General features: G+C 42.3%; 16 protein-coding genes and 6 pseudogenes. 3 read left to right on the forward strand and 19 right to left on the reverse strand.

Annotated features, from left to right (window positions below):
- Window positions 1–31 precede the first annotated feature (31 nt).
- A complete protein-coding gene (gene gyrA / locus JCM16496_RS02465) occupies window positions 32–2,560 on the forward strand; it encodes a DNA gyrase subunit A (RefSeq protein ID WP_025832103.1) in 2,529 nt (842 codons plus the stop codon).
- Between the two features lie 30 nt (window positions 2,561–2,590).
- Window positions 2,591–3,832 carry a tetratricopeptide repeat protein gene (locus JCM16496_RS02470; protein ID WP_005837195.1) on the forward strand — a complete coding sequence of 414 codons (1,242 nt, stop codon included), beginning with the start codon at window positions 2,591–2,593 and terminating at the stop codon, window positions 3,830–3,832.
- A gap of 187 nt (window positions 3,833–4,019) precedes the next feature.
- Here the strand turns inward: JCM16496_RS02470 and JCM16496_RS02475 are convergent.
- The 19 genes and pseudogenes from JCM16496_RS02475 to tsaD all read right to left on the reverse strand — a co-directional run bounded on the left by JCM16496_RS02475 (window position 4,020) and on the right by tsaD (window position 21,515).
- Window positions 4,020–5,149: pseudogene (locus JCM16496_RS02475) on the reverse strand (universal stress protein).
- 85 nt (window positions 5,150–5,234) lie between these two features.
- On the reverse strand, window positions 5,235–5,504 hold the full coding sequence (locus tag JCM16496_RS02480) for a DNA-binding protein (protein WP_128809396.1): 270 nt from the start codon (window positions 5,502–5,504) through the stop codon (window positions 5,235–5,237).
- 250 nt (window positions 5,505–5,754) lie between these two features.
- Window positions 5,755–6,599 (reverse strand): annotated as a pseudogene (locus tag JCM16496_RS02485) (tetratricopeptide repeat protein).
- A 10-nt stretch (window positions 6,600–6,609) separates the two neighbouring features.
- Window positions 6,610–8,454 carry a BatD family protein gene (locus JCM16496_RS02490; protein ID WP_025832105.1) on the reverse strand — a complete coding sequence of 615 codons (1,845 nt, stop codon included), beginning with the start codon at window positions 8,452–8,454 and terminating at the stop codon, window positions 6,610–6,612.
- A 22-nt stretch (window positions 8,455–8,476) separates the two neighbouring features.
- Window positions 8,477–9,186 (reverse strand): annotated as a pseudogene (locus tag JCM16496_RS02495) (tetratricopeptide repeat protein).
- Complete coding sequence (locus tag JCM16496_RS02500) at window positions 9,183–10,211, reverse strand: VWA domain-containing protein (RefSeq protein WP_005827751.1); 1,029 nt, start codon at window positions 10,209–10,211, stop codon at window positions 9,183–9,185. Before JCM16496_RS02500 ends, JCM16496_RS02495 begins: the two are co-directional and overlap by 4 nt.
- Before the next feature lie 80 nt (window positions 10,212–10,291).
- Window positions 10,292–11,275 (reverse strand): vWA domain-containing protein, encoded by a 984-nt coding sequence (locus tag JCM16496_RS02505; RefSeq protein ID WP_005827750.1) that lies wholly within the window; start codon window positions 11,273–11,275, stop codon window positions 10,292–10,294.
- Between the two features lie 95 nt (window positions 11,276–11,370).
- Window positions 11,371–12,449 (reverse strand): annotated as a pseudogene (locus JCM16496_RS02510) (hypothetical protein).
- A 7-nt stretch (window positions 12,450–12,456) separates the two neighbouring features.
- Window positions 12,457–13,326: a DUF58 domain-containing protein gene (locus tag JCM16496_RS02515; protein WP_005827747.1), complete on the reverse strand. Its 870-nt coding sequence runs from the start codon at window positions 13,324–13,326 to the stop codon at window positions 12,457–12,459.
- Window positions 13,327–13,493: 167 nt separating this feature from the next.
- Window positions 13,494–14,489 (reverse strand): AAA family ATPase, encoded by a 996-nt coding sequence (locus JCM16496_RS02520; protein WP_025832112.1) that lies wholly within the window; start codon window positions 14,487–14,489, stop codon window positions 13,494–13,496.
- Between the two features lie 193 nt (window positions 14,490–14,682).
- A complete protein-coding gene (locus JCM16496_RS02525; RefSeq protein WP_025832114.1) occupies window positions 14,683–15,864 on the reverse strand; it encodes an HU family DNA-binding protein in 1,182 nt (393 codons plus the stop codon).
- A gap of 27 nt (window positions 15,865–15,891) precedes the next feature.
- Complete coding sequence (locus JCM16496_RS02530; RefSeq protein WP_025832116.1) at window positions 15,892–16,164, reverse strand: HU family DNA-binding protein; 273 nt, start codon at window positions 16,162–16,164, stop codon at window positions 15,892–15,894.
- 78 nt (window positions 16,165–16,242) lie between these two features.
- Window positions 16,243–17,539, reverse strand: a pseudogene (gene rimO / locus JCM16496_RS02535) (30S ribosomal protein S12 methylthiotransferase RimO).
- The gene (ftsY, locus tag JCM16496_RS02540; RefSeq protein ID WP_128809397.1) at window positions 17,536–18,504 is read right to left on the reverse strand and encodes a signal recognition particle-docking protein FtsY; all 969 of its coding nucleotides are present in this window, start codon (window positions 18,502–18,504) and stop codon (window positions 17,536–17,538) included. The pseudogene rimO and the gene ftsY overlap by 4 nt, the downstream one beginning before the upstream one ends.
- Window positions 18,505–18,746: 242 nt before the next feature.
- Window positions 18,747–18,905 (reverse strand): DUF4295 domain-containing protein, encoded by a 159-nt coding sequence (locus JCM16496_RS21275; protein ID WP_005827735.1) that lies wholly within the window; start codon window positions 18,903–18,905, stop codon window positions 18,747–18,749.
- Between the two features lie 14 nt (window positions 18,906–18,919).
- Window positions 18,920–19,108 carry a 50S ribosomal protein L33 gene (rpmG, locus tag JCM16496_RS02550; protein WP_002560155.1) on the reverse strand — a complete coding sequence of 63 codons (189 nt, stop codon included), beginning with the start codon at window positions 19,106–19,108 and terminating at the stop codon, window positions 18,920–18,922.
- A gap of 20 nt (window positions 19,109–19,128) precedes the next feature.
- The gene (rpmB, locus tag JCM16496_RS02555; RefSeq protein WP_004291052.1) at window positions 19,129–19,389 is read right to left on the reverse strand and encodes a 50S ribosomal protein L28; all 261 of its coding nucleotides are present in this window, start codon (window positions 19,387–19,389) and stop codon (window positions 19,129–19,131) included.
- 121 nt (window positions 19,390–19,510) lie between these two features.
- Window positions 19,511–19,978, reverse strand: a complete 468-nt coding sequence (locus tag JCM16496_RS02560) for a CinA family protein (protein ID WP_025832124.1) — start codon at window positions 19,976–19,978, stop codon at window positions 19,511–19,513.
- 514 nt (window positions 19,979–20,492) lie between these two features.
- Complete coding sequence (gene tsaD, locus JCM16496_RS02565; protein WP_025832126.1) at window positions 20,493–21,515, reverse strand: tRNA (adenosine(37)-N6)-threonylcarbamoyltransferase complex transferase subunit TsaD; 1,023 nt, start codon at window positions 21,513–21,515, stop codon at window positions 20,493–20,495.
- A 204-nt stretch (window positions 21,516–21,719) separates the two neighbouring features.
- On the opposite strand from tsaD, the pseudogene JCM16496_RS02570 reads away from it, so the two are divergent.
- Window positions 21,720–26,196 (forward strand): annotated as a pseudogene (locus JCM16496_RS02570) (translocation/assembly module TamB domain-containing protein).
- The last annotated feature ends 182 nt before the right edge of the window (window positions 26,197–26,378 follow it).

Below are 26,378 nucleotides of genomic sequence, written 5' to 3' on the forward strand. Positions count from 1 at the left end.
CCCGAAAATGTATAATTAATAATCTTTTTAAATGCTTGAACAAGACAGAATTATAAAGATTAACATCGAGGAGGAAATGAAGTCATCGTACATTGACTACTCTATGTCGGTCATTGTTTCACGTGCCCTTCCGGATGTTAGAGATGGTTTTAAACCCGTTCACCGAAGAATTCTTTTCGGAATGATGGGATTAGGAAATACCTCCGACAAACCTTATAAAAAATCAGCCAGAGTTGTAGGTGAAGTATTAGGTAAATATCACCCTCATGGCGACTCGTCCGTTTACGGAGCTCTTGTACGTATGGCTCAGCCTTGGGCAATGCGTTACATGTTGGTAGATGGACAAGGTAACTACGGTTCAGTAGACGGTGACAGTGCTGCTGCCATGCGTTATACAGAGTGTCGTTTGCGAAAAATTGGTGAAGACATGATGACAGACCTTGAGAAAGAGACTGTTGACATGCAGAACAATTTCGATGACTCTTTGCAAGAGCCTACCGTCATGCCGGCCCGTATTCCGAATCTTTTGGTAAATGGTGCATCTGGTATTGCCGTAGGTATGGCTACCAATATGCCGACCCATAATCTATCTGAGGTTATTGACGCTTGTATTGCATACATCGAAAACAATGACATCGATATAGAAGAGCTGATGACGTATGTCAAAGCTCCTGATTTCCCGACCGGAGGCTATATATACGGTATGAGCGGTGTTCGCGAAGCCTATCTCACGGGACGCGGACGTGTCATAATGCGTGCTAGAGCCGAAATTGAGACTGGTTCGACGCACGATAAAATCGTTGTGACAGAAATTCCCTATGGTGTCAACAAAGCTGAATTGATTAAGAATATAGCCGATTTGGCCAACGAAAAGAAAATTGAAGGTATTGCCAATGCTAATGACGAATCCGACCGTGAAGGTATGCGTATCGTTATTGATGTAAAACGTGATGCAAATGCCAGCGTTGTACTCAACAAGCTCTACAAGATGACAATGCTGCAGACATCTTTTGGTGTGAACAATGTTGCATTGGTACATGGCCGTCCACGTCTGCTGAATCTGAAGGATTTGATAAAATACTTCGTTGAGCACAGACACGACGTAGTCATCCGCCGTACTCAGTATGATTTGCGCAAGGCCAAAGAACGTGCACATATTCTGGAAGGATTAATCATTGCATCTGATAATATCGACGAAGTAATCAAGATTATCCGTGCTGCTAAAACCCCGAATGATGCTATATCAGGTTTGATGGAGCGATTCCAACTCAGTGAAATTCAGTCACGTGCCATTGTTGAAATGCGTTTGCGTCAGCTCACAGGATTGATGCAAGACCAGCTGCACGCCGAATATGAGGAAATTCAGAAGCAGATTGCTTATTTGGAAGAAATCCTTGTCAATGACGAACTCTGCCGCAAAGTCATTAAAGATGAACTGATTGAAGTAAAAGAGAAGTATGGTGACGAACGTCGCTCGGAAATTGTCTATTCATCAGAAGAATTCAATCCGGAAGACTTCTATGCAGATGATGAAATGATTATCACCATCTCGCACATGGGATACATCAAACGCACACCGCTGAGCGAATTCCGTGCGCAAAACCGTGGTGGGGTAGGCTCCAAAGGTACCGAAACCCGCGATGCAGACTTTGTAGAGCATATTTATCCTGCAACCATGCATAATACCATGATGTTCTTTACACAGAAAGGTAAGTGTTACTGGCTGAAGGTATACGAAATCCCCGAAGGTACTAAGAATTCGAAAGGTCGTGCCATCCAGAATTTGTTGAATATCGACTCTGACGATGCTGTAAACGCCTATTTGCGCGTGAAGAACTTGAACGACCAAGAATTTATCAACAGCCATTATGTATTGTTCTGTACTAAGAATGGTGTCATTAAGAAAACATTGCTTGAGCAGTATTCACGTCCTCGCCAAAATGGTGTAAATGCTATCACTATCCGTGAAGACGACCGTGTAATCGAAGTGCGTATGACAAACGGCAACAATGAAATCATCATTGCCAACCGTAACGGACGTGCCATTCGTTTCCATGAAAGTGCTGTGCGCGTTATGGGACGTACTGCCACCGGTGTACGTGGTATGACATTGGATGAAGACGGTCAAGACGAAGTAGTAGGTATGATATGCATCAAAGATCCTGAAGCGGAAACAATTATGGTTGTATCGGAACAAGGATATGGCAAACGTTCGGATATTGAAGATTATCGCAAGACCAATCGTGGAGGTAAAGGTGTGAAAACAATGAATATCACCGATAAAACGGGTAAATTAGTAACTATCAAGTCTGTTACAGATGAAAATGACTTGATGATTATTAATAAATCCGGTATTACCATCCGTCTGAAAGTCGCCGATGTTCGTATCATGGGACGTGCTACACAAGGTGTGCGTCTAATCAACCTTGAGAAACGTAATGACGAAATCGGCTCTGTATGTAAAGTCACTTCAGAAAATGAAGAGGAACTTATAGAGGAGGGGGAAGAAAATACCCTTGAAAGCCCTCAGAACGAGGTAAACAATGAAAATGAAGAATAGACATAATATTAATTTAAATTTTCTACAATCATGAAAAGAGTATTATTTTCAATGGTTTTACTACTTGTCGCAAGCTTTACTTTCGCCCAAGAAAAGAACGTAAAAGAGGCTAAAAGTATTGCTAACGGAGTAAATCCTGACTTTGCCAAAGCAGAGGAACTGATAAATCAGGCTTTAACCAATCCCGAAACAAAGGACAATGCCGAAACGTGGGATGTAGCAGGTCTTATCCAAAGAAAAAGAAGTGAAAAAGAAATGGAAAATGCCTATCTGAGAAAACCTTATGACACTCTTCAGGTATATAATAGCGCATTGAACATGTGTAAATTCTACTTCAAATGTGACGAATTGGCACAAATTCCCAATGAAAAGGGCAAAATCAAGAATAAATATAGAAAATCTAATTCTGCTACAATTTTAGCAGAACGCGGTAATCTGATCAATGGCGGTATCCAATTCTTTAATTTGGCCTCACAGAAAGAAGGCGATGCAGCCAATGAAGACAATAAAAAAGCATTAGATTTCTTTGCAACATACATTGATATTGCTATCAACCCGATGTTTGAAAAGGAAAATCTATTACAAACAGATACTGTATTACCCCAAATAGCATATTATGCAAGTTTAGCAGCTGCTAAGATGGAAGATTATCCTAGTATTTTGAAGTATGCTCCTTATGCGCAAGATGATAAAGAAGTTGGGAAATACGCAATGGAATTTATCTCTACTGCATTGAAAGCTGAAGGTGATACTGTTAAATGGATTGCTTCTTTAAAAGAAGGTATCCAGAAATATCCTGAACATTCATTCTTCTTCGGTCACTTGATTGATTATTATAGCAATAACAACAAATATGACGAAGCTATGCAGTTTGCTGATGATATGTTGGCTAAAGATCCTAACAATACATTCTATTTGTATGTAAAAGGCTACCTTTATCACAATATGAAGGACTATGATAAAGCTATTGAATTCTATAAAAAAACTATAGAAGTAGATCCTAATTATGCAGAAGCATACTCTAATTTAGGCTTGATTTACTGCTTACAAGCACAAGATTTCTCAGAAAAAGCAACTACAGATATTAATGATCCGAAGTATAAAGAAGACCAGGCTACTCTGAAGACTTTCTATGAAAAGGCAAAACCTTATTATGAAAAGGCAAGAGAACTGAAACCTGATCAAAAAGATTTGTGGTTAAATGGTCTGTATAGAGTGTATTATAATTTGCAAATGGGCCCTGAATTCGAAGAAATTGAAAAGTTGATGTAATACTTTCATAATAATAAAAGCCTAATTAAATTATTAATTAGGCTTTTATTATTGTTATATCATTAAGTAAAGAATGTTATTTCTTAAGTGAGGGAGAGAAGAAATTAAAATTAGATTAAATTATTCCAGCGCTATATTAAACATAATGCTGATATTGAACAGAAACCATATTATCCATATTCAACACCTAATTCGGTCTTCCATAAATTACCAACAATGGTGTATCAGAATGGAAAATCATCTTTCTGGCAATGCCAGGGTTAAATAAGCGCGAAAATATATTTCTTTTATAAGAAGTTAATGTTATAATATCAATATGATTACTCTTGATATAACTGTCTAAACTACTAAGCAGATTATCGTTCTTTACCACATCATAGTATATTTCCAATTGTGGATATTGTTTTTGAAAATATTCCTTAATACCAGCCAGTTTTATTTCATTCCATGTATTCTGAACATCTGAAAGATGTATCAGAGACACTGAAAACTTAAATGATTTCAGATTATTTATTAGCGAATCAAAAGCTATTAAATCACGTTGATCAAAATTAGTAATGAATGCAATACGCTTAGCCTCAGAAAATTGCTTGAATGGAGTATTTTCAGGAATGGCCAATACCGGTACACGGCTACGTTCAATCACTTCAGCCGTTACACTACCGATCAAATCAATATCCTTCTGACTTTTACCACGAGTTCCCATTATGATAATGCGTGGTCGATATTCCTTGGTATAGCGGAGTACCTCTTCTTCAGGAATACCTTCACGCAAGACACAAGTATATTTAATATCTGGAAACTCGCCGGAAGCTACCTTCTCTTTTACTTTATCAGATAATGCGTTTAAATCCGCATGAACTTTTTGTAAGATACTCCTTACATTCTCCTCATCACTTAGCTGATAGTTAAATACGTCTCCGTATGGCAAAGAAGTTGCATATATAGGAGTAAAATAAACATGTAGCAAAACAACTTCTGCACCTATATTCTGAGCGAAATTGAAACCGAACTCGCAAGCCTTCAAAGAATAATTGGAAAAATCCACTGGAATCAGCACTTTATTACTAACCTTCTCCAGTTTAGGTGACTTCCCTCCACTACCTCTTCAGATAACCACGCAGAGCTTTCAGTAATTTTCAGAGCATGGGGTAAGTCACTCTCCTTAATACGCACACGTACACCCGAAGAAACAACCGGTTGTATCTGGTTTACATTGTGGATATAAGTCTCAATACCTTCATTTTCAAGAACATTTTTCAATATTTGAGCTTTCGCATACGTTAAGATTGCCAAAGTAACTAATTTATCTTCCATATATCATTGATTTTGAGATTAAAACAAACAAGAAATCCCAATTGTTGTCAGCAATTGGGATTCTATCTAACTTCTCTTCTTAAGCTCAAACAGCTTCTTCAGTTTTACCTGCCATTTCATCTAAAATTTTTAAAGCTCGCTCTAAAACAGTAGTATCATCAATCATAACCAATCCACCATCTGGTCCAGGTTCCAAGTGAATCCCAACACTTTTCCCCTCCTTAAAATTGTGTCCACCGAAAAAATTTCTTACAGTGTCAACATTCAGTCCAAGTTCATCGGCTATTCTATGCATACTACCACTAGGCAATGAGTCTTTAATCTTACGTAATTCATTAAATGTTATTGTTCTCATATTCATAAATTTAATGGTTAATACTCTGTACTTTTTATTATCACGCTATAAACTTAAGGAAAAAAAAAGATAAAACAAACTATTTCTTTATCTTTTTTCAAAAAGAATATTGCCTCTCAAAAAAATAATCATTTTTCAAGTATACAGAATTATAAGTACAGAGAAAAAGCTCCTGAAAATAGACAGAAACAGCTCGTATAAAGCGGAATTACCGGTTTATACGAGCTGTTTTTAGAATATAGGGAAAAATTTAAATACCTTCTATGGCGGAAGCTGGAACCCACCCTACTTTACCGTCTTCCAAACGAATTTCTTTCCATTCACGCATAGAGTTGTCTTTTATCTCAACTTTACGTCCCTCATGAAGAATGAACAGACTTGTACCACTTTCACTGGGAGTACTACGCACTGTGACACTAGGTGCTAACACTATAGCTTCATTACGTTCCATCAGTTCGCCTTTTTGCTGAGCAGCAAACACATTACTCAATATAACAAGAGCCAGAAATACTATTCCTGCAATAAATCCCACTTTCTTTCCCATAATCTGTTTTGAAAAGAAAAAGAGATAGAACGAAACGAGTAACAGTATAAAGAATACAATCCCCAACTTAGCCCATGCATCTACGCTAAGACAATTAATCAACGATTTAGTCCAAGATACAAAGAAAACCTCAGGAACCGGGATTACCTTATCGATTGTCTTAGAACGTGCTATCTCCAAATTTGCACGAATATCAGCATTACCAGGTTCCAGCAACAAGGCACGCTCATAATTCAATATAGCTCTTGCTATATCATCTGCCTTATAATAACTGTTGCCAAGATTATAATAGACCTCTGCAGCCTCTCCCTTCTTTAACAGATTCTCATATATTTGAATGGCAGAAGCATAATCATTCCGTATATAGCGCTGTCACCTTCAGCCTTTGTCACATTGCGTTCTTGTCTTGCAGCAGAGAATTCCGCATGTGAACCGACGGATGTAGAGTCACTAGCAGTCTGTAATGTATCTACAGATGCAGAATTCTGCCCATAGGCAGTAATTGCCATCACCAGACTAAGAGTAAAAAACAATATTTTATTCATTACCATTTCCTCCTGATTAATGTTTTATCGAGTTTTCCATTTTGCTGATAACTTCCAAAGAAGCTGAATATACCTTATCCATAGCCTGGTTATCATCACCCGGAGCAAAGCGGGCAAACTCACAGTTATTCAATGCATCGAGGAATTCCTTTATCAACGCATCATTCACGCCATAATTGCGAAGTTCCTCTTCGATATTATCCTTAGACAAACGGGATACCGGAATGTTCAGTTTATCACTGATATACCCCCAAAGAGCCTTCAAAACCTCATCATAAAACGCATCTTTCTTATTCTCTGCCAATAATTTACCAGCTTGTTTCATACGTTTCACCGCCACTTTATTGGCTTTCTTAGTACGCATCTTTGCTACATTTGCATTGGCTGCTATTTGCTTACGATAGATGATAAAGAATGTAATGAATGCAATACCCGGTATCAAATAAAACAACCAATACGTCAACGAACCGAAGAAGAAATTACCTTTGGGAGACAGAGTAACGTTATTCTGCTTGATAAAACGAATATCCTCGTTCAATACTTTCAACTCTTCCTTGCTTGTAAAGTTTGCAATAGTCTGAGCAGCATTACCTGCTCCCTTTTCCACATGCAATTCATACTCCTCCGTAGTCAACGTTTTATACGAACGGGAATTAATATCAAAATAACTGAACTTTACGGCAGGAATCTTATAAGTTCCCGCATTGCGAGGAATTGCCAGATACTCAATGACCTTACTACCGGAGAGGCCCGAATTTGTCAGACGGAATTTATTGTCCACCTTCGGATCATATACTTCAAAATCCTCGGGGAATTTAACTTCCGGATTAGAAAGCAATTTCAGATTACCAGTACCAGAAATGACAAGTTTGACAGTCACAGCATCATTGGTCTTGACATTTGTACTATTGATAGAAGAAGTTATATTGAACTCTCCCACCCCTCCCGAAAAATCGGCAGGCTTACCTGCTGGCAAGGGTTTTACGTCAATTGTCAGTTGCGGAGTTAAAATTGTCTTTTTAACTTCTACGTAATTGCTTCCTCCATTGAAAAATGCCTCGAACGGATCAGCAACTTGTGTAGCCTTTGCAATGGAAGCATCAAAGCGTGCAGCATCAATTGTCAGCTTACCGGCTTGTTGCGGGAACAACACAAACTGGCGATAGATTGTAGACTGATAATTTCTACCTTTATAATGCTCCAATCCCCATCTTCTGTCATTAGGCAATTCTACTTCCTGAGAATGGAATCCTTTGAAGTCAGGCAATTTCACATTATCAAACATACGTAAGTCCACCAAGGTATATATCTTGTATGTCAGCAGAAAAGCCTCTTGTTCATACACCGTCATCTTACTGGCAGTAGCTGTAATAAACAAATCACTATTCGATACAGATGTCCCGGAAGAAGCGCGGCTGGCAGTGCCCCCACTCTGTTTGCCACTATTTCCAGAAGCTCCATTAGCAGCCTGATCTGCCGGAAGAACCCTTACTCGTACAGAATTCGAAACCATTTGGTTACCATCAGCAGTGATAGTGGCTCCTGGAATGGTAAAATCACCTTCTGCAGTCGCCATTAAAATATAAGTGAATGTAATACTGCTGGTTGAAGTCGTCTGCCCATTAATCATCTGCACGCTACTCTGTTGCGAGCGGCTGGGCCCCATCAACACATCAAATCCCTTAATAGAAGGAGCACGAAAGTCCCTCACCTTTTGTGTAGTCACCGTATACGACAGTCTGAACTGGTCTCCTACCGCCACAGCGTCAGGAGCGGACGCAGTAAACGATACCTTGCCATCGGCAAAGGCATTCATACTGACTGCAATCAGTGCTATCCATAAGAAAACTATTTTTCTCATATATTATTTCCTATTATGTTTGTTACCAATCTTTTTCCAGACGACCTCCTTGAAGTACCTGCTGCTTTTTCACTTTATCCTGCACATCCTTCTCGTCTTGCATGACAGAGTTCAACAGCTGCTCGGCATTTTCCTTAGACATCTCATTATCTTTCTTTTCCGGCTGAGAAGGTTGTTGTTGCTGGTCTTGATTCTGTTGCTGGTCTTTCTGCTGATCCTGCTGTTTATCCTGCTCCTTCTGTTGGTCCTGTTTATCCTGATCTTGATTCTGATCCTGGTTCTGCTGCTGGTCTTGCAACTGTTTCTGTGCCAAAGCAAGGTTATAGCGCGTTTCATCATCTTTCGGATTATTGCGTAACGACTCCTTATAGCTTCTACCGCCTTTGCATAATCCTTCTGAGAATGAAAGATGACTCCCATATTATGATAAATCTGTGCTAAGTTCGATTTGTCCTTTTCTATCTTGGTAGCCCCCACATATTGCTCCATCGCTTCCTGCAGCTTGTTCTGCTGGGTCAATGTATTTCCCAGGTTGAACATGGAAACCGTTGACTTCGGGTTTACCTCCAAAGCCTTCCGATAGTTCACTTCTGCATCCACATATACGCTATCCTTAAAAAAACGGTTTCCCTTACGGATATAATCGCGTTCCGCCTTCTGTGCAGAAGCTGAAACTGCCACTAACAGCAGCAAAACCATTCCAATATACTTTTTCTGTAACATACGCATCATTTCTTATTAGAGAATAAATGAATGTTGCGGAACAGAGGATTCTTGCGCTCCAATATCAACATCTCAGCCAGTAACAACAGCAGAATAATCCATGCCACTGCCTGAAACTGTTCATTGAATTCCGTGTACACCTGTGTTTCCACATCTGCCTTTGCCATCTTGTTGATTTCCTGACTAATCGCTTTCTGTGCACCATTGGTATTGTCTACGCGCACATAAATACCATTTCCCGCCTGAGCAATTTCCTGGCACATCTGCTCATTCAAGCGAGTAACGATTACATTACCTTCACGGTCACGACGATAATCATTAGTACCCTCTATTGGAATGGGGGCACCCTCGGGCATACCTACCCCTAATACATTGACCTGGATACCTTTCTCTGCAGCAGCCTTAGCAGCTTCTACGGCACCACCTTCATGGTTTTCACCGTCGGTGATGACAATAACAGTACGTCCCACTCCTTCTTGAGGTGTAAAACTCCGGGCAGCCAGATTTATCGCAGCTCCAATTGCCGTACCTTGCTTGGAAATCAGCGAAGGATCGATAGACTCCAAAAACATCTTGGCAGAAATATAATCACTCGTAATAGGCAACTGGGTAAATGCGTCACCTGCAAAAACAATCATACCAACCTTGTCATTCTGCATCTTATCTACCAACTGTGCCACCAGCCGTTTTGCCTTCTGCAAGCGGCTTGGCTGTACGTCTTGTGCCAGCATGGAATTGGATATATCCAACGCAATCATCACTTCCACTCCCTGACGTTTTACCGTCTCCAGTTTGGAACCAAACTGCGGACGTGCCAGCAGTACCGTGAACAACCCGATAGCCGCAAAAACCAACCAAAACTTCACATCCGGACGGTATTTGGAAACATCCGGCATTAGTTGTGCCATCAGTATAGGATCACCAAACTTACGAATGGCTTTCCTTCTCCGATAATTGGAGTACAAGTAGAAGGCCGCCAATAAAGGCAACAGCAGCAACAAGTACAAATATGCAGGTTCTTCAAATCGAAACATCTTTTTATTTACAATTTAGCAATTTACAAATTACAATTTGGCTACGCAATGACTGATACGCTAAAAGACATTCTCCGTTTTTACGGTATCTTCTTCAATATAGAGTTGCGTAACAGTACCTCCAGTAATACACACAAGAAAGCAGCCAACGCAAACCAGCGGTACTCTTCCTGGCGCTTGCTGTATTCTTTTACATTCAATTTTGTTTTCTCCAGCTTGTCTATCTCCTCATACACTTCCTTCAACTTCGAGTTGCTGGTGGCACGGAAATAGTTACCTTCCGTTGTTCCGGCAATCTGTGTCAAAGTCTTTTCATCAATTTCGACGGGCATATTGACATATTGCACTGTTCCACCTACCGGATAAGGATAAGGAGCCATACCATTGGTTCCCACCCCAATAGTATAAACACGAATGCCAAAACTCTTTGCTATTTCAGCAGCTGTCAAAGGAGAAATATCACCTTTATTGTTGACACCGTCCGTCAGCAGAATAATAACTTTCGACTTTGCCTTGCTATCCTTCAAACGGGTAACGGCATTGGCAATACCCATACCGATTGCCGTTCCGTCCTCAATCAGCCCGCACTTCATATCTTTAAGCAAGTTCAACAATACGGCATGGTCTACTGTCAACGGACATTGCGTAAAGCTTTCTCCAGCAAACAGAGTTATACCTATATTGTCATTCGGACGTCCGTTAATAAACTCTGCCGCTACATCCTTCGCCGCTTCCAACCGGTTAGGTTTCAAGTCTTCGGCCAGCATACTGGTAGAAACGTCCATAGCAAGCATGATATCAATACCCTCAATCTCACTGTTCTGCCAGCTATCGGTGGTTTGCGGACGTGCCAAAACAAGAATAATCAGTATCAAGGCAATTATCCGCAATACAAACGGTACATGCAACAAATAGTTCTTATAGCTTTTAGGGGTATGGGCATACACACGGGCATCCGAAATCTGAAGCGTAGCTTCACTATTCTTCCGCTTCATAATATACCATACTATATAAGGTATAAGCAACAGCAGCAAAAATAAATATTCAATATTGGCAAAAACCATATTTATGTACGATTTAACGATTTACAATTCAGCTCCGCTCCAAACATCCTTCATTTTTCACTCATGTATATCCGATTGAAGTCACTTTTCCAGCATTAAGCAAAATAATTATACAACTCCAATCCGATATATATCAATGAACTGACAAGGGCTACAGCCAACACTACAATACCCGCTCCCAGCAAAATCTTGGTACGCAAAGAACGTTTCTCGATAATGGTAATCTCAGTAGGCTGCGGCTTGGCATTCTCCTCTTCTTTCTCCTTGGTTTCATTAATAAAGTCAATGGCATTAATCAGGTTAGCGTCATTTTCGTTCATCAATGGATTATGCTTGGCAAATTTCACCAAATCAGCAGTCTGGAACAATTCACGCAAATCTGATATAGCTTCCTTATCTTTCATTTCCAGCAACTTATCTATGATTTCCGTAGAAGTCATTTCCAAAGCATTGAAACCAAAACGATCTTTTATATATGTACGAAGAGCATCGGTCAATTCCGTATAATATTCCTTCGGCTCCCCTTTCTGCCATACCTTCTCATTCTTGATACGTTCTATCTCCTGCATAGCCAACTGATGGGGAGGCAGCTTAGGTTCTACCTTCACCTTACGGATAATAGGCTTATTGTCGAAGAAACGCATTATCAGATAGACAAGTAATACCCTATCGGGATAATCAGCGCACCACAAGCCATAAGACCATACCAGTCTTCCCAAGCAAAAGGCGCTTGCATCACTGTCTTGGGACCAAAGAACTGTTCCGGATTCTCCGGGTCTAACGGGACATTCACCGAATATACTTTCAAGGCCAACGCTTTGGAGCGATACTTCTCATTATCCACCGTCACTTCCATAGGCGGCAGATAATAAAGAGCCGAGTCGAAAGAGGTAACTGTATACTCTTGGGTTATCAATGCACGCCGGCCATCATTCAACAGCTGCGTATCGGGCTTGACCACATCAATAATTTCAACCCCATTCACCAGCGTATCGGTATATACCGGAAATATGGCACGCTTATCGGCATCCAGAGATACTTGAAGCTTTATCTTTGCCTGCTCTCCAATAAGAATCTGCAAAGAGTCAATCGTAGCATCTACCGTTACCGACTGGGCTACTACCCTTCCCAACCATGCTATCAATAACGCTATCAGAAATAAATATCTTTTCATTTTCCGATTAATTTCGTTTCGCAAACAAATTCATCAATGCCTTGACATAATCCTGGTCGGTACGTACCGACACATTGTCGACATTACTCTTGGTAAACGTTTCATTCAGTTCCGCCTGCTTGTTCACCCACCAGTCATGATGGGCACGACGCACAGCACGCGAGGAGGTGTCAATCCACTGCTCATGTCCCGTCTCGGCATCCCTAATCTTCATCAGTCCCACGGGTGGCAATTCTTCCACACGACGGTCGTATACCTGAACGGCAACCAGGTCATGCTTACGATTGGCAATGGTCATGGCGTTCTTGAAACTTTCCTGGTCGATGAAGTCGGACAAGACAAATGCCGTGCAACGGCGTTTCATCACATTCGTCAGATATTCCAATCCCAAACGGATGTTTGTCCTCCGGCTCTCCGCATGAAAGTCTATCAATTCGCGGATGATGTAAAGTATATGTTTACGTCCCTTCTTGGGTGGAATAAACTTCTCAATCCGGTCCGAAAAGAAGATGACACCAATCTTGTCATTATTCTGAATGGCAGAGAATGCCAATGTGGCGGCAATTTCCGTCACCATATCTTTCTTCATCTGCTTTACCGTACCAAATTCCAAACTACCGGAAACATCTACCAACAACATCACTGTCAATTCGCGTTCCTCCTCAAACACCTTGACGTAAGGCTTGTTGAAGCGGGCGGTCACATTCCAGTCAATGTCGCGTATGTCATCGCCAAACTGATACTCGCGCACTTCGGAGAATGCCATACCTCTACCCTTGAAGGCAGAGTGATACTGCCCGGCAAAGATATTGTTGGACAATCCGCGCGTCTTTATCTCAATCTGACGGACTTTCTTCAAAAGTTCTGTTGTTTCCATTGATTTATTTTAATAATCTCATTTAAGCACACAAGCGCAATTTAGTTTATAACAGAAACTTCCCTATGAAAAGGGGGAGGTTTTCGGTACTCAAACCTAAGGTTTACGACGCTAAACCTTAGGTCTAGGATTGTAAACCTCAAGTTTACGAAAACCTCTATTATGCGTCAGGGCACTTCAACCTTGTTCAGTATCTTGCTGACGATTTCATCAGATGTCATATTGCTGGCTTCTGCCTCGTAAGTCAAGCCGATACGGTGGCGAAGTACGTCATGTGCCACAGCGCGCACATCCTCCGGAATGACATAACCGCGACGTTTGATGAACGCGTAGCTGCGGGCAGCCAGGGCCAAGTTGATGGAAGCACGGGGCGAACCGCCGAAACCAATCATGTCTTTCAGTTCTTTTAAATCATATTTTTCCGGATAACGGGTAGCAAATACAATATCGACAATATATTTTTCGATTTTCTCGTCCAGATACACCTGGCGAACCACCTTGCGGGCTTCGATAATCTCGTCAGCCTTCAAGATTGGCTTCACGTTGAACTTCTCTCCGTTGATATTCTGGCGGATAATCAGTTTCTCCTCTTCCAGCTTCGGATAGTCTATTACAACTTTCAGCATGAAACGGTCCACTTGCGCTTCGGGCAGCGGATAAGTACCTTCCTGCTCGATAGGATTCTGTGTGGCAAGCACCAGGAATGGTTTGGGCAACCCGAAAGTTTCATTGCCGATAGTAACTTGACGTTCCTGCATGGCTTCCAGCAAAGCACTCTGTACTTTGGCGGGAGCACGGTTGATTTCATCGGCCAAAACAAAGTTTGCGAAGACCGGACCTTTTTTTACTTGGAACGTTTCGTCCTTCTGGCTATAAACCATTGTACCTATTACGTCGGCAGGCAACAAGTCAGGCGTAAACTGAATGCGGCTGTATTGCGCATCAATCAACGAAGCAAGCGTCTTGATAGCTAAAGTCTTTGCCAAACCGGGCACACCTTCCAACAACACGTGTCCATCGGACAACAAACCAATTAACAACGACTCTACCAGATGCTTTTGTCCTACAATGACCTGGTCCATACCTGTGGTAAGATTGGTAACGAAAGCACTTTGTCTTTCAATCCGCTCATTCAGTTCGCGGATGTCAATTGTTTCAGCCATAAATCAATCTATTTTTTAATGTTTAATTTCTTCATTTATCCGATTTTGAACCGGTAATTATTTTTTTCGCTCCCAAAAGTACGGGAATAAATTAACCATACCAACTAATTTTTATTAAAAAACTATGCGAAACCTTTAGATTAAACTACTTTCATAGAGTTTAGTATTTAACAAAAAAAGAAGCAGTAATTTTTTACTGCTTCTTGACCAATTTCGGTATCTTGATAGTAGTACCATAAGGCACATTATCCGGATTCTTGATTACGCCGGGATTGTGCTTCACGATATAAGGCCAAAGAGCTTTTGTCCCATAAAAACGAAGCGCTACCCTAGTCAACGTTTCTCCTTCCTTGATGGTATAAGTGGTTTCTGTTCCCACAATCGTATATCCCACAGAATCCGGCTCAAACGGTACAACTGTCTTTTTCTGCTCTTTTTTGGGAGCGGGAGACTGTACTTGTACATTTTCCTTTGGAGTTTCTTTAAGCACAGGAGTTGTTGCAGCAACAGTTTCTGCCACAGTATCTGTCCGGGCAGGAACTACAACATCTTTTGAAACAATACTGTCTGTCAAGGCAATATTGTCTTGACCGGCAGGAACATCCACCTTTTCAGTAGCAGATTCCTTCACATCCGAGTCTGCAACTTCTTCTACAAGAGGCTTTGCAGTAAGTTTGTCAAGCAAGTCCGGATAATACATGAAAGCTACGGCGCCACCACACAACAACACTACAAACACGACGATGCCTATAAAATATTTCATAGTCGAAGAATCTGCCGTATCTTTTATCACCGGCTCAGACGGTTCCGGCTCAACAGCAACTATATTTTCAGGCATTGCTTCAGGTTCGGTTTTTTCCGGTTTCTCCTCTTCAACTTCCGGTTCGGGCTCAATTAACGGCTCTTCTATTACAGTTTCCACCAAAGGTTCTTCCATCGTGGCTTCTTCCACTAAGGCAAGCTTCTCCTCCACCTCTTGTTCCGGAGTTTTGATTTCAGTATCTTCTTCATCTTCACTGTCATTTTCCTGCAGAGTGTCCTCAAGCACCGTAGCGTCATTCAAAACTACAGTTTCAAAATGCGAAAATGGCCTATTGATAATATCTTTCAAAGCCGGTTCCGGTGTAAACGACACTTTTGTATGCCCTTGTATCTCAAACCTTTCCCCCGTATTCACATTAACGCTTTCACGACTCCCGACATCTATCAGCTTGAAAGTCCCCAAACCTCGTATCTTCACATACTTATCCTTCTCCAATGACTCCTCAATCAGCTGGAAGAATTCTTTCACAAAACTATCCGCATTCTTCTTGCTCATGCCATGCCTTTCAGCCAGCGTGTCAATCAGGTCTTGTATGTTCAGTTTCTCATTCATAATACGGGAGATTTTTTTTAAAGCCGGTTACTTAAACTTATCCTTTAACAATGTACTCGGCTTATAGGTCAACACCAATTTGGGAGGTACCAGCATACGCTGCTTTGTAGTCGGATTCACAGAAATACGCTCTGCCTTCTTTTTCACTTCGAATGTACCGAACCCTTGTATAGAGATAATATTCCCCTCCTCCAACTGTCGTGTCATATCCGACAGCAATGAAGCAACCAGTTCAGAAGTATCTTTCAATGTGTATCCTAACCTCCGCGACAATTCAGAAGTAAACTCTTTGTTATTCAAAATGTAAGCCTTTAAATTGAACTACGGTGCTATATTAGCAAATCTTCTTCACATATGCAAGAAGATAAGGAAAAATCTTTAAATTATTCGTCCAAAAAGGTCGAAATCATCGGAATTTACTATCTCTACATGGTAAAAGTTACCTATATGCAACGCTTTGTCTCCACGCTCAATCAAAACCTCCGGATCCACTTCGGGAGAATCAAATTCTGTACGTCCAATATAATATTCGCCTTCCAGCCGGTCAATGATTACTTTCATCTGCCTGCCTACTTTCTCCGCACTCAACTCCCCTGAAATGCCTTGCTGAATAGACATTAACTCATCCAGGCGCGCTTGTTTCACTTCCTGGGGAATAGAATCCTCATATTCAGCAGCAGCATACGTTCCTTCTTCTTCCGAATACGCAAAAGCCCCCATTCTATCGAAACGCACTTTACGGACAAACTCTTTCAGCTCCTCAAAATCGGCTTCAGTTTCTCCCGGATGCCCCACCATCAGTGTAGTACGGAGATGGATACCGGGAACCTCTTCACGAAATTGTTCTATCAGCTTATATGTCTCATCCTTCGTCACATGGCGGCGCATCTTTTGCAGCATATTGTCGCTGATATGTTGCAGGGCAATATCCATATATTTGCATACATTGTCACGCTCACGCATCACACGGAATAAATCAGTCGGAAAATGCGCCGGATAGGCATAATGCAAGCGTATCCACTCCACTCCGGGAATATCCGAAATCCGCTCAACAAGCTCGGGCAACATTTGCTTCTTATATAAATCTACTCCGTAATAGGTCAACTCCTGGGCTATAACCTGGAATTCCTTTACACCCCGTGCAACCAGATATTTCACCTCGTCAAGTATTTCCTCCATCGGGCGCGACACATGCCGCCCCGTAATGATGGGGATAGCACAATAAGAACATTTACGGTCACACCCTTCGGATATCTTCAAATAGGCATAATGCCTGGGAGTGGTCAATGTACGCTCTATGTGCAACTCGTCATGATAGGCCTTTCCCAAATCCTGCAATAACTCTCTCCAATTGAATTTACCATAGAATTTATCCACCTGGGGAATTTCAACGGCCAATTCCTTCAGATAACGTTCCGAAAGACAGCCCATTACATAAAGCTTCTCCAAGCTTCCTTCCTCCTTGGCCTGCGCAAATTCCAGAATCATATTAATGGATTCCTCCTTGGCGTCACCGATGAAACCGCAAGTATTGATTACGGCAATCTGCTTTCGGCCTTTCCGCATCATGTGTCACATGGAATCCCGCTTCCTCCAACTGGCGCATCAAATGTTCCGAATCCACCAGGTTTTTAGAACATCCTAAAGTGATGATATCTATAGTCTTCCGTTTCATGCATTCTCCCCGAACAGTGAATCAACAAATTCCTTTTTACGGAACACCTGCAAATCTTCCATTCCTTCACCCAATCCAATATATTTAACCGGAATTTTAAACTGGTCTGAAATGCCGATGACTACGCCACCCTTGGCTGTTCCGTCCAACTTTGTAACAGCCATTGCCGTAACCTCCGTTGCCAGAGTGAACTGCTTGGCCTGTTCGAATGCATTCTGTCCGGTTGAGCCATCCAACACAAGCAACACCTCATTCGGAGCATCAGGGACAACCTTCTTCATCACATTCTTGATTTTCGTCAGTTCATTCATCAAGCCGACTTTATTATGAAGGCGTCCTGCCGTATCAATAATTACCACATCCGCATTATTGGCAGTTGCAGAACTCAGTGTGTCAAAAGCGACAGAAGCCGGGTCAGCACCCATTTTCTGCTTTACAACAGGTACACCTACCCGTTCACCCCATATCACCAACTGCTCCACAGCAGCAGCACGGAAAGTATCGGCAGCACCCAGATAAACAGACTTTCCGGCTTTCTTGAACTGATAAGCCAGTTTGCCAATCGTAGTAGTCTTCCCTACACCATTGACCCCCACTACCATAATGACGTATGGTTTCTTCGCAATCGGCGCTTCAAAGTCATCCACATCCTCCGAATTATTCTCTGTAAGCAACGCTGCGATTTCATCACGTAAAATATGATTCAGCTCAGTGGCATTCATATATTTGTCGGATGCTGCACGCTTTTCGATACGTTCAATAATTTTCAGTGTCGTTTCCACGCCCACATCCGAAGTTATCAACACCTCTTCCAGATTATCCAATACTTCATCATCAACTTTTGACTTTCCTGCTACGGCACGCGCAATCTTGCCAAACACACTTTCTTTGGTCTTAGATAATCCTTTATCTAATGTTTCCTTTTTTTCCTTGGAGAAAAAAACTAAAAAATCCCATACGCTAATTATTTTTATGCAACCTGTTTTCGCATTCCCTGCAAAGATAGTGCAAACCGAATGCAGAATAAAATGAACCCGTTCATTTTTTATGCTGAGGTGCAGCCTATCTTCGCATTTTCAGCAAAGATATAACAAAACTGACGAATATTAAAAACTTCATCCTCTTTTTAAAAAGAAATCCCCTTACCGGAAATTCCGACAAGGGGATCTTTATAAGTCATCAGCGCTTTACAGCCACTGCATTTATCTTATTTCTTAAAGAAGTTCTGAACATCTTCATTACGGACCATCTGTTCATCAAAGATGTAAGCACCAGTCTTAGGAGACTTCACCATTTTGATAACCTTTGTATAAGAACGTCCTTCTTTGCTTCCTTCGTGCAAGGTTGCTACCGCTTTCTTTGCCATAAGTTATAGATTTATTATTTAATTTCTTTATGTACTGTCACTCTCTTCAGAATCGGGTTGTATTTCTTCAACTCCAATCTCTCTGTGGTATTCTTTCTGTTCTTCGTCGTAATATAACGAGAAGTACCCGGCATACCGCTATCCTTGTGTTCTGTGCATTCCAGAATCACCTGTACTCTGTTACCTTTTGCTTTCTTTGCCATAATCAGTATTCTCCTCTACTTTAGCCAATAACTTTAATGCTTTTCCAATCACAATAACCTTTAGCTACCGCATCTTTCAAAGCAGCGTCCAGTCCTTTCTTATTAATAATGCGCAAACCATTAGCGCAAATGCTAAGGCTGATCCAGCAATCCTGCTCTACATAGTAGAACTTCTTGTTAAACAAGTTCAAATCAAAGGTTCTCTTCGTTCTTCTCTTTGAGTGTGAAACATTGTTGCCAATCATGGCCTTCTTTCCGGTAATTTGACAAATCTTTGACATTTCTATCTTAATTTTATAGTTTTCTTTTTTGCCTATTTCAAACAGAGCGCAAAGTAAGCACTTTTATCGTTACCAAACAAGTTTTTCTTAAAATAATTCACTGTATGATAGCATTTTTTCCTCATTTCAGCTTCTCATAAAGCAACAAAAGGGCATTTTGAATTGCTTTTTCCACATTTCCCTTTCTTCCCTCGTCTCCCTCCTGCTTCATGGTAACGATTTCATTTTTATAGGCAGCAGCTATCCACACCGTACCCACCGGTTTTTCCGGAGTCCCACCTCCAGGACCTGCAATACCGGAAGTAGCCACTGCACAATCTGTTTTCAGCGTTTTCATCGCACCTTTCACCATTTCTGTAACAGTTTCGCGACTTACCGCTCCATGTTTTTCCAATGTTTCGGCAGAGACATGCAGCAGAGACATCTTTATTTCATTGGAATACGCCACTATACCACCATTAAAGTATTCCGAACTGCCAGGAACGGAAGTTATCACAGCGGCAATCCCTCCACCCGTACAACTTTCTGCGGTGGAAAGGGACAATTTCTTTGCTTTCAGCAACTCTCCTATCTTTTCTTCCAGCTTCATACCTTATTATATATATAAGTGGATGTTAATAATTGGTCTATATTAGCATGACAGCAACGCAGCCATTCAATGAATCACTTTTATGTCATTTTTCAGACGCCGGATTGGGCAGATTCAGCGGATTTTATTCTTAAAAGCCCGATTTACGAGGACGTGAAATTAAAACAATCCGCCCAATCCGCTTAATCAGCATCTAAAAAATCCACTTTTACCGATTCGCTGAGTAGCCACCATGACAGATACTATAAGTTAATTTTTGAAACATACTTATTAACCCGTTGTCGGAATCAAAAGATGTAGAAAAACCGACAAACAGAACATTTTCCTACCCGCTCCCTACCTAATCCTTACCTGCTCCCTATCTGCTCCCTATTTGGTCCCTTTATATATACACGGAGCAGATAGGGAGAAAATAGAAAGCTGGTAGGCAGAAAACCGAAAAACAGAACAAAATGAAGCCAGCGCATACCTCCAAGAAGGAGATATGAAAGCGGTTAATTCCACCAACGGGCTATTATCCTAAAGTTACACGTGAATAAGCAGGCGCTTCCATCGGACAAAAATCCTTGTCCATATACTTGAAGTATCCTGTAATGGCAATCATGGCAGCGTTATCCGTTGTGTAGCTGAACTTCGGAATAAATATCTTCCAGCCATATTTCCCGGCATGCTCACGGAATGCATTGCGCAATCCGTTATTGGCAGAAACGCCTCCGGCAACAGCCACTTCCTTTATTTTATATTGCCTGGCGGCTTTGCGCAACTTATCCATCAGGATATCTACGACGGTAGCTTCCAGCGATGCCGCCAAATCCGTCTTGTGATGTTCGATGAAATCGGGGTCTTCCTTCATCCAGTCGCGCAGAGAGTAAAGAAACGAGGTCTTAAGTCCGCTGAAACTATAATCCAACCCTGGAATATGCGGTTTGCTGAACGAGAAGGCTTTAGGATTACCTTGCCGAGCCAGCTTGTCAATAATCGGACCACCCGGATATCCCAATCCCATCACCTTCGAGCATTTGTCAATGGCTTCACCGGCGGCATCATCAATAGTCTGCCCCAAAATTTCCATATCGTTATAGGCTTTCACCAAGATAATCTGTGAATTTCCACCGGAAACCAGCAAACAAAGGAAAGGAAATTCCGGCTGCACATTATCTTCACCTTCTGCTTTAATGAAATGAGCTAACACATGGCCAGTCAAATGATTAACATCAATCATAGGAATACCTAATGAACGGGCGAATCCTTTGGCAAAAGATACCCCCACCAACAACGACCCCATCAATCCCGGTCCACGCGTAAAGGCCACAGCACTCAATTCCTCTTTGGTTACTCCGGCGCGCTTCAATGCCTCATGCACTACCGGAACTATATTTTGTTGGTGCGCGCGGGAAGCCAGTTCAGGCACTACCCCGCCGTATGCTTCATGCACAGCTTGGCTGGCCACCACATTCGAAAGCAGATAACCATCTTTGATGACAGCTGCAGAAGTGTCATCACAAGAAGATTCTATTCCCAAGATTATTGTACTCATAATGTTTATTTACGTTTAAACGCTGCAAAAGTAGTGATAAAAGTACGATTCATAACGTATTATTTCATATTTTTGTTGGCTGATTATAAAAATTAACCGCCTATCAGAAAGCTAAAAAAAACAGTACGCTGGGTACTCGGTATTGTATTGGGATTGTATATCGGTACCATATTGTTGCTGAACATTCCATCCGTTCAGCGACAAATGTCTGTATTTGTTGCCAATGAACTGGCTTCCATACTGGACAGCAAGATTTCCATTGGGCGAATAAACATAGGATTGCTGAACCGCATCATCATCGACGACCTGCTCCTGGACGACCAGTCCGGCAAGGAAATGCTGAAGGTGACCCGTCTTTCCGCCAAATTCGATATTCTCCCCCTATTCAGCGGCAAAATATCCATCAGTAACATACAATTGTTCGGCTTTAACATCAATCTGAGCAAGCAGACTCCCAAGGATAAACCTAATTTTCAGTTTGTACTCGACGCATTCGCATCCAAAGATACGGTTCAAAAGAAAAACAACCTGGATCTCCGTATCAATTCCTTACTGATACGCCGCGGAAAGGTTTCATATGATGTGCTGTCCGAGAAAGAGACTCCGGGAAAGTTCAATCCACAGCATCTCCGCTTGCGTAACATTATTGCAAACATCTCCCTAAAAGCATTGCAAAATGATTCTATCAATGCCGCCATCAAGCGTCTGAGCATCGAAGAAGAACATTCCGGATTTGAATTGAAGAAACTAAGCCTAAAGGTTATCGGCAATGACCAACGGATGAAAATCGAAAATTTCGCCATTGACCTCCCCAACACCTCTTTGGCAATGGATACTATACACATGGATTATGATAGTCTGGGGGCGTTTGACAATCTTGCCCAAGATGTCCGTTTCTCATTCCATTTGCTGCCCTCTCAAATCGCCTTGCAGGATTTATCGGCTTTTGTTCCGGCTTTTGGTTCCTTCAAGGAAAAATTGCAAGTAGAGGTACAGACGGACGGAAGTATCAATCAACTGAATTGCCCGCATCTTTCCGTCTCTGTCGGAAATCATTTTTATCTGAGAGGAGACGTATCTCTACAAGACCTTTCCCATCCGGAAAATGCTTATATATTCGGTAATTTGTCCAATTTGTACGCAGACCCGGAAGGAATTGCCTTCTTTGTCCGGAATTTCAGCAAGAACTATAATGGAGTACCTCCCGTCCTGCAACACTTAGGAACGGTTTCCTTCCGTGGAGAAGTCTCGGGCTACTTCACAGACCTCGTAACTTACGGACAAGTACGCACTGACATCGGAACCATCCAAACTGACGTAAAACTAAGTTCTAACAAAGATAAAGGTTATTTTGCCTATTCCGGTGCAGTGAAAACCAAAGAGTTTGAGCTGGGCAAGATGCTGGGCAACAAGAAACTGGGTAAAGTAACTTTCAATCTGGATGTCAACAGCAGCCATTACGAAAACCAATACCCGTCCGTACTGCTGAAAGGCTGGTTGCTCCATTGATTACAGCGACTACAATTACGAAAATATCACCCTGGATGGAGAATACAAGCAGGGAGGCTTCACGGGAAAAGTCGCCTTGGATGACACCAATGGTTCTGTTATTTTGAACGGTACCATCAATACCGCCAGTCGGGTACCGACCTTCAACTTTCAGGCAAGCATCGACAAATTTCGTCCTCATGCCCTACATCTGACACCCAACTATGAAGATACGGAAATATCAGTCAAAGTCAAGGCAGACTTCACCGGCGGTTCCATTGACGAGATGAACGGTGAAATCAACATTGACAGCTTACTGTTCGCAGCTCCGGAAACACAATACTTCCTGGACAATCTGAAGATATCCGCCATAAGAGAAAGCGAAGACCGGAAACGGCTGACCATCCAATCCAACTTTCTCCAAGGTAGCATAGAAGGCGACTATTCTTATCGTACCCTGCCTGCCAGTGTACTGAATATCATGCGTCGTTATATCCCCGCCCTGATTCTGCCAGACAAGAAACCTATAGAGACGGAGAACAATTTCCATTTCGACATGCACATTTACAATACGGAACTGCTCTCCACCGTCTTTCAGATTCCGGTAAAAGTATATACCCATTCCACCATTAAAGGATACTTCAATGACAAGGCACAGCGACTCCGTGTAGAAGGCTATTTTCCGCGTCTCCGCTATGAAAACAAATTCATCGAATCCGGAATGTTCCTTTGCGAGAATCCCGGTGGCCAGTTCCATACACGCCTACGCTTCAGCAACCGCAAATCAAGCGGCGCTGTCAATATAGCCTTAGAAGCGCAAGCCCAGAACAACAGCATACAGACCACGCTGAACTGGGGTAACAGCAGCACTGTAACCTACAGCGGGAAACTCGCCGCCATCGCCCACTTCATCCGTGAACAGAAAGAAGCGAATAAAAGCAAAAGGAAACTTCCCCCCTTAAAAACCGTCATTGATGTCCAGCCCACCAACGTGATACTGAACGATACACTGTGGGATATACATCCTTCCCAGGTAGTACTCGACTCCGGCAAAGTGTATGTCAATGATTTCTACTTCAGCCATAAAGACCGGCACTTGCGTATCAATGGTATCGTTTCACCACAGCCCGAAGATACAGTACGTCTGGATTTGAAGGAAATCAACATCGGTTATGTGTTCGACATCGCAGACCTTGGAGTCAATTTCAAAGGAGAAGCCACCGGTCCGGCTTTCGCCAGCGGAGTACTGGAAAAGCCCGTCATGAGCACTGACTTGTTTATCCGCGACCTCGGATTGAACGAAGGCTTGCTGGGTGATGCCAACATACACGGAGAATGGCACCACGACGTGAAGGGCATCTATCTGGATGCCCATATCCGGGAGAAAGATATCGCCAAAAGCCATGTGTATGGCTATGTCTATCCCTTGAAGCCCACCAGTTCATTGGATCTCCAAATTGAAGCGGGCGGCACCAACTTGAAGTTTATACATCATTATATGAGCAGCATCACGCCCGAATTCAACGGACGTGCCACCGGCCATGTACATTTCTATGGCAAATTCAAGGCTCTCACCATGGAAGGACGTGTATTCGGCGATGCTTCCATGAAGGTAGACGTGCTCAACACCACTTTCTCCGTCAAAGACAGCATCTACATCGAGCCCGGCGGGTTGACCTTCCGCAACAACCGCATTTTCGACACGCAAGGGCATCAAGGCAGTATGAGCGGCTATCTGCACTATCAGCATTTCAAGAACCTGGAGTACCGTTTCAATTTCAATGTCAACGACATGCTGGTGATGAATACCAAAGAATCACCGGACTACCCCTTCTACGGTACCGTCTATGGTACGGGAAGTGCCACTATTGCCGGTAATGCCCAAGATGGCGTTAACATTGACGTTGCAATGACTACCAATCGCAACACCACCTTTACCTATATAAAGGATAACGTATCTACAGCAGTCAGCAACCTGTTCATCAAGTTTGTGGACAAGACACCACGCCGTGCCGTACAAGACTCTGTCCGCCTTTCCGACTACGAGATTGCCCAAAAGGAAATCGAGGAAGATAAAGAGAGCGACACTGACATCCGGCTGAATCTCTTGGTAGACGCCACTCCCGACGCTACCATGAAGATTATCATGGACCCTATCGCCGGCGACTATATCAGTGGACGGGGAACCGGAAATATCCGTACTGAGTTTTTCAATAAAGGAGATGTAAAGATGTTCGGCAGTTACCGGATAAGCCAGGGAGTCTATAAATTCAGTCTGCAAGAGGTTATCCGAAAGGACTTTATTATCAGGGATGGAAGTACCATTGCATTCAACGGTTCGCCGCTGGATGCCACTCTGGACATAAAAGCAGGCTATACGGTCAACTCAGCATCCTTAAATGACCTGATGCCCAACGAGGCAACCTCCGGCTACATCAGCCAGACAAATGTAAAAGTGAACTGTATGATGGACCTTACCGGACAATTGACTTCACCCGATGTAAAGTTCGACATCGAGCTGCCCAACGAACGCGATGAAGTGCAGGCCATTGTCCGCAACTATATTCCTACTGACGAGCAAATGAACATGCAGATACTCTATCTGCTGGCTATCGGCAAGTTCTATACCCCGGAAAACTTGGGAGCCACCCAGAATTCGAATATGATGTCCAGTGTTGTTTCATCCACCCTTTCCGGACAGTTGAATAACGCTTTATCGAACATTCTCGATGTCAATAACTGGAACTTCGGCACCAATTTCAGTACCGGTGAAAGAGGCTGGACAGACATGGAGTTCGAGACCATGCTTTCGGGGCAATTATTGAATAACCGACTACTTATCAATGGTAATTTCGGTTATCGTGACAATCCGATGGCAAATACCAATTTTGTGGGAGACTTTGAAGCGGAATGGCTCGTCAACCGTTCCGGAGACATCCGCCTGAAAGCGTACAACGAGACGAACGACCGCTACTACACCCGAACAAATCTGACAACACAAGGTATTGGCATTATCTTCAAAAAGGATTTCAACAAATGGAGTGAGCTCCTTTTCTGGAACAGATGGAAACTCAACCGGCTGAGAAAGGAACAAGAAGTAAAACAAGATACCCTATCCACTGATAAAATAAACACAGAACAGCAGATGCCCGAGGCGCAATCAAAACGGAAAAGGGAGCAAAAGCAAGATTGACGTTCTTACTGTCCACATTGAAGGTTTTAGAATAAGTAAATAGGCTCAAATACAGTATTTTAACATGAGAATGCGAAAATCCTCTTAATACGTTCATTTAGGCGCGAATTACGCGGATTTCACAGATTTAGTTTATTGAATCCGCGTTCTTCCGCGTAATCCGCGCCTAAGATTATAGCATT

Source organism: Bacteroides rodentium JCM 16496, assembly GCF_000614125.1.
In the GTDB taxonomy this organism is placed as follows: domain Bacteria; phylum Bacteroidota; class Bacteroidia; order Bacteroidales; family Bacteroidaceae; genus Bacteroides; species Bacteroides rodentium.

Coding starts and splice junctions, on each gene's coding strand:
- tsaD (WP_025832126.1), bottom strand. CDS start 21,515: ATGAGTACAATAATCTTGGGAATAGAATCTTCTTGTGATGACACTTCT.
- JCM16496_RS02480 (WP_128809396.1), bottom strand. CDS start 5,504: ATGAGAACAATAACATTTAATGAATTACGTAAGATTAAAGACTCATTG.
- rpmG (WP_002560155.1), bottom strand. CDS start 19,108: ATGGCAAAGAAAGCAAAAGGTAACAGAGTACAGGTGATTCTGGAATGC.
- JCM16496_RS02490 (WP_025832105.1), bottom strand. CDS start 8,454: ATGAGAAAAATAGTTTTCTTATGGATAGCACTGATTGCAGTCAGTATG.
- JCM16496_RS02505 (WP_005827750.1), bottom strand. CDS start 11,275: ATGGTTTTTGCCAATATTGAATATTTATTTTTGCTGCTGTTGCTTATA.
- JCM16496_RS02500 (WP_005827751.1), bottom strand. CDS start 10,211: ATGTTTCGATTTGAAGAACCTGCATATTTGTACTTGTTGCTGCTGTTG.
- JCM16496_RS02520 (WP_025832112.1), bottom strand. CDS start 14,489: ATGGCTGAAACAATTGACATCCGCGAACTGAATGAGCGGATTGAAAGA.
- JCM16496_RS02470 (WP_005837195.1), top strand. CDS start 2,591: ATGAAAAGAGTATTATTTTCAATGGTTTTACTACTTGTCGCAAGCTTT.
- JCM16496_RS21275 (WP_005827735.1), bottom strand. CDS start 18,905: ATGGCAAAGAAAGCGGTAGCAACCTTGCACGAAGGAAGCAAAGAAGGA.
- gyrA (WP_025832103.1), top strand. CDS start 32: ATGCTTGAACAAGACAGAATTATAAAGATTAACATCGAGGAGGAAATG.
- JCM16496_RS02560 (WP_025832124.1), bottom strand. CDS start 19,978: ATGAAGCTGGAAGAAAAGATAGGAGAGTTGCTGAAAGCAAAGAAATTG.
- rpmB (WP_004291052.1), bottom strand. CDS start 19,389: ATGTCAAAGATTTGTCAAATTACCGGAAAGAAGGCCATGATTGGCAAC.
- JCM16496_RS02515 (WP_005827747.1), bottom strand. CDS start 13,326: ATGGAAACAACAGAACTTTTGAAGAAAGTCCGTCAGATTGAGATAAAG.
- JCM16496_RS02525 (WP_025832114.1), bottom strand. CDS start 15,864: ATGAATGAGAAACTGAACATACAAGACCTGATTGACACGCTGGCTGAA.